Origin of the sequence: Brevundimonas vesicularis (assembly GCF_032067225.1) — a bacterium.
In the GTDB taxonomy this organism is placed as follows: Bacteria; Pseudomonadota; Alphaproteobacteria; order Caulobacterales; family Caulobacteraceae; genus Brevundimonas; species Brevundimonas vesicularis_F.
This window is the reverse complement of record NZ_DAMBJX010000003.1, coordinates 1-7,362: the sequence shown is the minus strand read 5'-3', so window position 1 is coordinate 7,362 and position 7,362 is coordinate 1. Positions and strand designations below refer to the sequence as shown.

The window sequence follows — 7,362 nt, the reverse complement described above, 5'->3', positions numbered from 1 at the left end:
GGTGTCGTTGGCCGGACCGGCCTTCGGCCTGCTGGCGATGATCCCGTTCGTCGGGGTCTGGATGGTTCTGGGGCAGGGAGAGTGGCTGATGGGCGCCTTCTTCATCGCCATGCTCAATCTGGTGAACCTCGTGCCGGCGCCGCCTCTGGATGGGTCCAAGGCTCTGGGCCCGGTGCTGACGCGTGTGCATCCGCGTCTGGAGCAGATCGTGCTGCTGGTGATCGGCGTGGCGGTGGTCTGGTGGGGGCTGACGACCGGGCGGTTCATTCTGGCCGCCTTTCTGGCTCTATCGGTGTTCAGCCATTTGAAGCGTGGCGTCTGGCGCGCGGCCTGGGGCACGCTGAGCTGGCCCGAGGCGGGCAAGAGCCTGGCGCTCTATCTGCTAACCCTGGCGGTGTGCGCGGCGGCGGCCGTCGGCGCCCTGATGCCGATGACGGGGGGCGATCCGTCCGGCGCAGTGCAGTTGGGCCTCAACTACCTGGGCTTTGGACGGTGAACCGAACTCGGCATCACGGACCTCTGATCGTCGGGGCGGGCCTGGCGGGGCTGTCGGCCGCGCTGGAGGCGGCCAAGACCGGCGCGAAGGTGCTCGTCGTGACGCCCGAACCCTTGCTGAACGCCTGTTCGTCCGCCTGGGCGCAGGGCGGGATGGCGGCGGCGCTGACGGCGCAGGATTCGGCCGCATTGCACGCCAAGGATACGGAGGCGGCGGGCGCGGGTCTGGTCGAGCCGGTCGCAGCGCGCGCCCTGACCGACGCCGGGCGCGAGACGGTCGAGTGGCTGGCGTCCCTGGGCGCGCCGTTCGACCGGGATGCGGACGGCGGCTTCGTCGTCAGCCTGGAGGCGGCCCATTCCATTCCCCGCGTGGCGCGGGTCGGCGGCGACGGCGCTGGTCGAGCCATCCTGTCGGCCGTCGTTGCGGCGGTGCGAGCTGAAAAGCTGATCGAGGTTTGGGACGACGCGCGGCTGAAGGCCCTGCCACAGGACGCCGACGGTCGAGTGGTCGGGGCGGTGGTCGTGCGCGGCGACCGCCTGGTCGAGATCACGGCGACGGCGGTGGTGTTGGCCACGGGCGGGGCGGGCGGTCTGTTCGCAGCGACCACGACCCCAGCGGCGTTGAAGGGCGAGGGGATGGCCCTTGCCGCGCGCGCCGGCGCGGAAATCCTCGATCCCGAGTTCGTACAATTCCACCCCACGGCTATCGACGTGGGACTGGACCCCACGCCGCTGGCGACCGAGGCTTTGCGGGGCGAGGGCGCGCGGCTGATCGATGGTCAGGGGCGCTTTCTATTGGGCGAGGCGGACGACGCCGATCTGAAACCGCGCGACGTGGTGGCGCGGGCGGTCCATGCGGCGCGCGCCGACGGGCGAGGGGCCTTTCTGGATGCGCGGGCAGCGATCGGGGGCGAGTTTCCTCACGCGTTTCCCGCCGTCTTCGCCGCCTGCATGCGCGCTGGTCTGGACCCGCGTATCAGCCCGATCCCAGTGATGGCGGCGTGCCACTATCACATGGGCGGGATCGCCGCCGATGCAGACGGCCGCACGACGGTTGCGGGCCTTTATGCGGTCGGAGAGTGCGCGGCGACCGGCGTTCACGGCGCCAACCGGCTAGCGTCCAACTCCCTGCTGGAAGCGGCGGCGTTCGGTCGGCGCGCGGGCATGTCGGCGGCCCGGGAAGTCGGGGGCGGCCGCGCCTTGACGGCTGATATTTCGCCTGATTTGCCGGATGCAGCGATGGCCGAACTGCGGACCGCAATGACGGCGCATACGGGTGTGGTGCGTGATGCAGAGGGGCTGTCGGGCCTGATCGCCCTGATCGACCGGCTGGAGAGCCAGTACGGGCCGGCGGCCGTTCTGTTGGCGGCGCGGCTCATCGCTCAGGCGGCGCTGGACCGGCATGAGAGCCGGGGCGGGCACTACCGGTCGGACTATCCGCAGACGGACGGGGTCGCTGTGCATACGCGTGTGCGGATGCCATACCCGGCGGCGTTGGAGGCGGCGGAATGAGACGACTTCCCGATGTCCTGATCGAACCCGTCGTCCGTATGGCCCTGGCCGAGGATCTGGGCCGGGCGGGCGACGTGACCGCCATGGCCTGCATCCCTGAGGGTGCGCGGATGAAGGCGGCATTTGCGGCCAGGAAACCCGGCGTGCTGGCCGGCATCGACTGCGTGCGCTTGGCCGTGCTGGCCATGGACCCCAAGGCCTCGGTCGATTTGCGGCTGAGGGACGGCGACGCCTTTGACGCGGGCGCCGTGCTGGCTGTTGTCGAGGCTGACGCGCGCGCCTTCCTCTCGGCCGAGCGGACGGCGCTCAATCTGGTCGGACGGCTCAGCGGGGTGGCGACCTTGACGCGCACCTATGTCGAAGCCGTCGCCGGGACCAAGGCGCGGATCGCGGATACGCGCAAGACTACGCCGGGGCTGCGCGCGCTGGAGAAACACGCCGTGGCCTGCGGTGGCGGGATCAACCATCGCTTCGGCCTGGATGACGCCATCCTGATCAAGGACAACCACGTCGCTGTCTGTGGCGGCGTCGCCGAGGCGGTGCGGCGGGCCAAGGCCTTCGCCCCGCATTTGATGAAGGTCGAGGTCGAGGTCGATGGGCTGGATCAACTGGGCGCCGTATTGGCCCTGATCGACGAGGGCGCGGCGCCCGATGTCATCATGCTGGACAACTTCAGCCTCGACGACCTGCGCGCCGCCGTAGCGCGCGTCGCCGGGCGGATCGTGCTGGAGGCCTCGGGCGGGGTCGATCTGACGACGGTGCGCGGCATCGCCGAGACGGGCGTGGACGTCATCTCGGTCGGCGCCCTGACCCATTCGGCGCCCGTTTTGGATATCGGCCTGGACGCGCTCTGACGGCTTGCAGGCCTCCGCCGATCAAGCGGGGCTAGAGGCCGTTTCGGCGACGTCGGTCTTGGCCGAGGTTTCGTTCGACCGCGCGGGGCGAGAAGCCGGTTGTGGCGCGGCGGCGCGCGTGGCGGCGGGTGAAGGCGTCGTCGATTGCGCCGTCGGCGCGGGCAGGGCGCGACCTTCCTGCGCCAGCACCATCGAATAGGCGACCGCCTGTCCGGCCTGACGCGCGGTTTCGACCGGGTTGAGGCCGGCCTGGATCAGGCGCGGCTGGTCCGCCGGCGCCGCGCGGCGTGCGGCGTAGGTAAAGGTCCCGCCGGTGCTTGAGCGGCCGCCGAAGCGATAGAACAGATGGCTGCCGACCTGGCTGACCTGCACCAGCGACGAACGCCAACCCGGCGTCACGGCTGTGGTGTGGAAATGGGTCGCATTGCCGACGCGCGAGAAGACCGACCCCGACATGGCGTTCGAGGCCACGGTCCTGGCGCGGTTCCAGGCGGCCTGGTTGACGCGGCCGCGCATCGCGCCGGAGCAGGTGAAGGAGAATTGGCAACCGGTGCTGCGCGCTGCGCCCTGGAAGACGACGCCGCAGACGGTCTTGGGGAAGGCGGGGTGGCGAACGCGGTTCAGGACGACCTGGGCCACGGCCTTCATGCCGTCGGCGCCTTCGCCACGGGCCTCATAATAGACGGCTTGGGTCAGGCAATCGAGATCGCGGCTGGCGTCCAGGGCGTTGGCGACGCGGAAGGCGGGCGCGGCGGTCGGTGCGGTCAGGCTGGCGCGGCGAAGGTTGGGGTCGCCGGGCGCGCGAAGTTGTTCGAGACGGGCGGCCAGCAGTTCGGCCTGGCGATCGCGCTGGGCGGAGCCCGCGCTGGTGTAGGGATCGTGTCGACGCGCGATGGTCAGGGCGCTGGCGTCGAGGCCGCCGGCGGCGGCGGCGAGGGCTTCTTCCGTGAAACCGGCGGCGGTGGCGCCTTGAATCCGTTCGGCTTGGGCGCGCAGCGTCGTCGCGCGCGCCGTCGTGCCGCCCAGATAGGCGCATCCGATCGCCAGTCCCAACAGACCGCCAAAGGCTGCAGCAGCCGTCATGGGCTTGATCTTGGCCACACGATCGGCGCGCAAAATGGCGCGCGTCTGCGAAGAATGCGACAACGAGGTAGTCCTGTTCAGCAGGGCGAGAAACGCGGCCCCCGGGGTAGTCTTGCCGGCGAGGCGACCCATTGCGGTCGCGGTCCAGCCTGCAAATTCCGGCGCTCGGCTCAGTGGCCCGGGCGTCGAGGACGGGCCTTTAGCCAGCCTTTTATGGCCTCAATGTGTTCGATTCGCAATCCGATGGTTAACGCATCGGATTCGGTAGGTATTTTTCAGTCGCGGCGACCCGTGTGGCTGCAAAACGGCAAGACTGGATAAATCTATAGGCCGAATACTGTATCCATCAACAGTTGAACTTGTCATATCTAAATATGCTGCATCGCAGCAAGCTAACTGGAGCGAACAAAGCTGTTTAGAATTATGGCGGTGGTTGTCGGCGCAACTAGAGCCCAAGCCAGGAACCGCTATGACGCGTTCGCGTCGAAGCGTGGCCTTTGGAGAGAAGCCCATGACTAAAATGATCACCTTGAGCGCAGCCGCTGCGGCGGCGCTCGCCCTGTCCGCCTGCGGCGCGACCATCGAACAGAAGGCTGCCAGCGGTGCTATCGCCGGCGCGGTCGTCGGCGGCCCGGTCGGCGCCGCCGTGGGCGGTGCGGCCGGGACGGCTGTCGGCCAAGCGCAAAAGCCGAACTAAGACCGCCTCGGTCGACGCACGCTCTTATCGCCGCGCTTGCGATTAGGCCTGCGGCGCCTATCTGATCGAAGTGTTGCGGCCACGCCGCCGCGACGCTCCAAATGACGCATTGGGCCGATTTGCGGGCTGCGAACCTTGATTTTCGCGCGCTTATCGGCTTTGTGCGCCCCGCTTCGGGCCGTGCGTGGCGCAGCCTGACCCCCGACGACCGCCCTGGTCGCTCACAAGGAACCCTGACGCTTTCGCATGAAAGATCTGAAGACCGGATTCTCCGACCGCATTACCGCCCAGCAAGAGGCCAAGAAGGCCCTGCTCGCCAAATTCAAGCCAAAGGCCGCCGCGCCCGATCCCGAGTTCGAGCGTCTGGCTGAAAAGCGCGCCGCCGAAAAAGAGGCCCTGCGTCAGCAGCACGAGCTGGCCAAGGCCGAGCAGCGTCGTGAAAAGGCTGAAAAGGAAGCCGCGCGTCTGGCCGCCGAACTCGCCGCCCAGGAAGAGATCGACGCGGAAAAGCGCGCCGACCGCAAGGCGCGCAAGCAACTGACCAAGGAAGAGCAGAAGGCCAAGCGCGACGCGCGTTACGCCGCCCGCAAGGCCCGCCGCTAAATCCAGCTGCGGCTCCAAACAGATCGACGCGTCGCATCGCTGCGGCGCGTTTTTCTTTGGCCGTCAGTTCCCTTGTTAGTTAGTTCGTCGTCGCGGCGCTGAGGCGTTCCAGCAGGGCGCGCAACTGGTCCGACGAATAGGGTTTGCGCAGCAGCGGCCAGACCGTGTCGGCCAGCACCGCATCCACGTCCTCGCCGACGTAGCCCGAGGTCAGGGCGATCCGCATATCCGGCCAGCGCGCCGCCGCCTCGCGCGCCAAATCGATTCCGCTCATGCCGCCGGGCATCACAACGTCGGTCAGCATCAGGTCGAAGTCGTCGGCTTGAAGGAACTTCAGCGCATCGTCGCCCGTCTCGGCCCAGTCGACCTCCAGCCCGAAACCTTCCAGGATTTCGAGCGCGATGGCGGCGACGCCGGCGTCGTCCTCCACCAGCAACATCCGCCCGCCCTCGACCAAGGGGGCGCCATCGGCGGCGACCAGGCTCGACGTCATCGCGGCGTCGTCTGCCGACAGGGGCGGCAGGAAGATGCAGATCTCGGCCCCACGTCCCGGCTCGGAGATGATCTGGACGCCGCCGCCTGACTGGCGCGCGAACCCATAGACCTGGCTCAGCCCCAGGCCCGTCCCCTTGCCGACGCCCTTGGTGGTGAAGAAGGGTTCGAACACCCGGTCGCGGATGTCCGGCGACATGCCTTCACCGTTGTCGGCGACGCTGACGCAGACATAGTCGCCCGCCGCCAGTTCGGCGATCTGTCCCGCCTCGACGTTGCAGGCCCGCGTCTGCACGGTGATGCGGGCCTGGCGGCCCTTGGCCCCGGTCACATCGCCCAGGGCGTCACGCGCATTCACGATCAGGTTCAGCAGCGCGGCTTCGAACTGGGCCGGATCGACATTGGCGGGCGCGCCGCCGCGCTTCAGCTTGACCTTGAAGTCCACGGCCTCGCCGACGGCCCGACGCAGCAGCGGTTCGCTCTCGCGGATCAGGGCGTTGAGATCGATCGGCTCGGGCCGCAGAGCCTGACGACGCGAGAAGGCCAGCAACTGATGCGTCAGGCTCTCACCCCGTCGCGCCGCCGCCAGCGCCGCCTCGCCCAGCTTCTTGCGCTTGGCCGCGTCCTCGCTGCGCAGGATGATGTCCAATGCCCCGATCACGACGGTCAGCAGATTGTTGAAGTCGTGCGCGACCCCGCCGGTGAGCCGCCCGACCGCCTCCATCCGCTGGGCATGGACCAGTTGCGCCTCGGCCTGAGCCTTTTCGATCAGGGCCTCGTCGACCCGTTCTTCCAGCAGTTCATTGATGCGTTTCAGGTCGTCTTCGGCCCGCTTGGCGTCGGTCACATCAAGGCAGGCCCCGACGTAGCCCTGGAATAGGCCTGAGGCGTCGAAGCGCGGCACGCCTTCAGTCCGCAGCCAGCGCGGGCCGAGCGTTGGATGATTGATCCGCGTCAGCGCCTCGAACCGATCCCGGGCCTCGAAGGCGCGCATGAAGGCGGCGGCGAAGACCCCCTCGTCGTCCGGATGGATCAGTCGCCTCCAACTGTCGGGCAGATGCGCGTCCGCCTCGACGCCGAAGAAGGTGCGATAACGCCTGTTGGCGAACACCATCTGCGCGGCGTCGTCGCTCATCCAGATCAGGGCGGGCGCGCTGTCGGCGACCGTGCGGAAGCGGTTCTCGGATTCTTCTAGGCGCGCCTGGGCCGTACGCATGTCCGTCACGTCGAACGCCACGCCCACGAAGCCGACGACCTCCTGGCCCGCCAGACGGGGACGGGAGAAGGACTTCAGCCAGCGCCATTCGCCATCGTGACGGCGATAGCGCGCCTCCATCGAAAAGGGCTCGCGCGTCGCTTCCCCGTTAATCGATTCCGCCAGGATGCGCGCCTGATCCTCGGGATGCAGCGCGCTTCGCCAATCCAGGTTGAGGACGGTCTGATAGTCCGAGCCGTGGAAATCGACATAGGCGCGGTTCACGAAGGCGCGTGTGCGATCCTGTTTGGTGACCCAGATCAGCACCGGCGCGGTGTCGGCGATGGCGCGGAACCGCTGTTCGCTCTCACGGGTCTCGTTTTCCGCTCGGGCGCGCTCGACCTCGGCCCAGGTGCGCGCCGCGACTTCTT

General features: G+C 68.3%; 6 protein-coding genes and 1 pseudogene. 5 read left to right on the top strand and 2 right to left on the bottom strand.

The window, feature by feature from the left end; genetic code table 11:
- From RT123_RS01145 to nadC, 3 genes and pseudogenes are all read left to right on the top strand, one after another.
- Positions 1–496, top strand: a pseudogene (locus RT123_RS01145) (peptidase M50); the annotation flags it as partial.
- On the top strand, positions 493–2,007 hold the full coding sequence (locus RT123_RS01140) for an L-aspartate oxidase (protein ID WP_313007150.1): 1,515 nt from the start codon (positions 493–495) through the stop codon (positions 2,005–2,007). The pseudogene RT123_RS01145 and the gene RT123_RS01140, both read left to right, overlap by 4 nt.
- A complete protein-coding gene (nadC, locus tag RT123_RS01135; protein ID WP_313007147.1) occupies positions 2,004–2,861 on the top strand; it encodes a carboxylating nicotinate-nucleotide diphosphorylase in 858 nt (285 codons plus the stop codon). Before RT123_RS01140 ends, nadC begins: the two co-directional genes overlap by 4 nt.
- Positions 2,862–2,882: 21 nt before the next feature.
- Here nadC and RT123_RS01130 read toward each other — a convergent pair whose 3' ends face one another.
- Positions 2,883–3,944, bottom strand: a complete 1,062-nt coding sequence (locus RT123_RS01130) for a cell wall hydrolase (protein ID WP_200932891.1) — start codon at positions 3,942–3,944, stop codon at positions 2,883–2,885.
- A gap of 511 nt (positions 3,945–4,455) precedes the next feature.
- Here RT123_RS01130 and RT123_RS01125 point away from each other — a divergent pair.
- Together RT123_RS01125 and RT123_RS01120 are read left to right on the top strand one after the other, a co-directional pair.
- Positions 4,456–4,641: a hypothetical protein gene (locus tag RT123_RS01125; protein ID WP_165118033.1), complete on the top strand. Its 186-nt coding sequence runs from the start codon at positions 4,456–4,458 to the stop codon at positions 4,639–4,641.
- Between the two features lie 246 nt (positions 4,642–4,887).
- Positions 4,888–5,244, top strand: coding sequence for a DUF6481 family protein (locus tag RT123_RS01120; RefSeq protein ID WP_055752926.1), 357 nt, complete (start codon positions 4,888–4,890; stop codon positions 5,242–5,244).
- A gap of 79 nt (positions 5,245–5,323) precedes the next feature.
- On the opposite strand, the gene RT123_RS01115 is transcribed toward RT123_RS01120, so the two are convergent.
- Positions 5,324–7,362: PAS domain S-box protein (locus RT123_RS01115; RefSeq protein ID WP_313007144.1), on the bottom strand; the 2,039-nt coding region annotated here is incomplete at its 5' end.

Excerpts from the sequence above, each read along its gene's own strand:
- nadC (WP_313007147.1), top strand. The coding sequence starts at position 2,004 with ATGAGACGACTTCCCGATGTCCTGATCGAACCCGTCGTCCGTATGGCC.
- RT123_RS01130 (WP_200932891.1), bottom strand. The coding sequence starts at position 3,944 with ATGACGGCTGCTGCAGCCTTTGGCGGTCTGTTGGGACTGGCGATCGGA.
- RT123_RS01125 (WP_165118033.1), top strand. The coding sequence starts at position 4,456 with ATGACTAAAATGATCACCTTGAGCGCAGCCGCTGCGGCGGCGCTCGCC.
- RT123_RS01120 (WP_055752926.1), top strand. The coding sequence starts at position 4,888 with ATGAAAGATCTGAAGACCGGATTCTCCGACCGCATTACCGCCCAGCAA.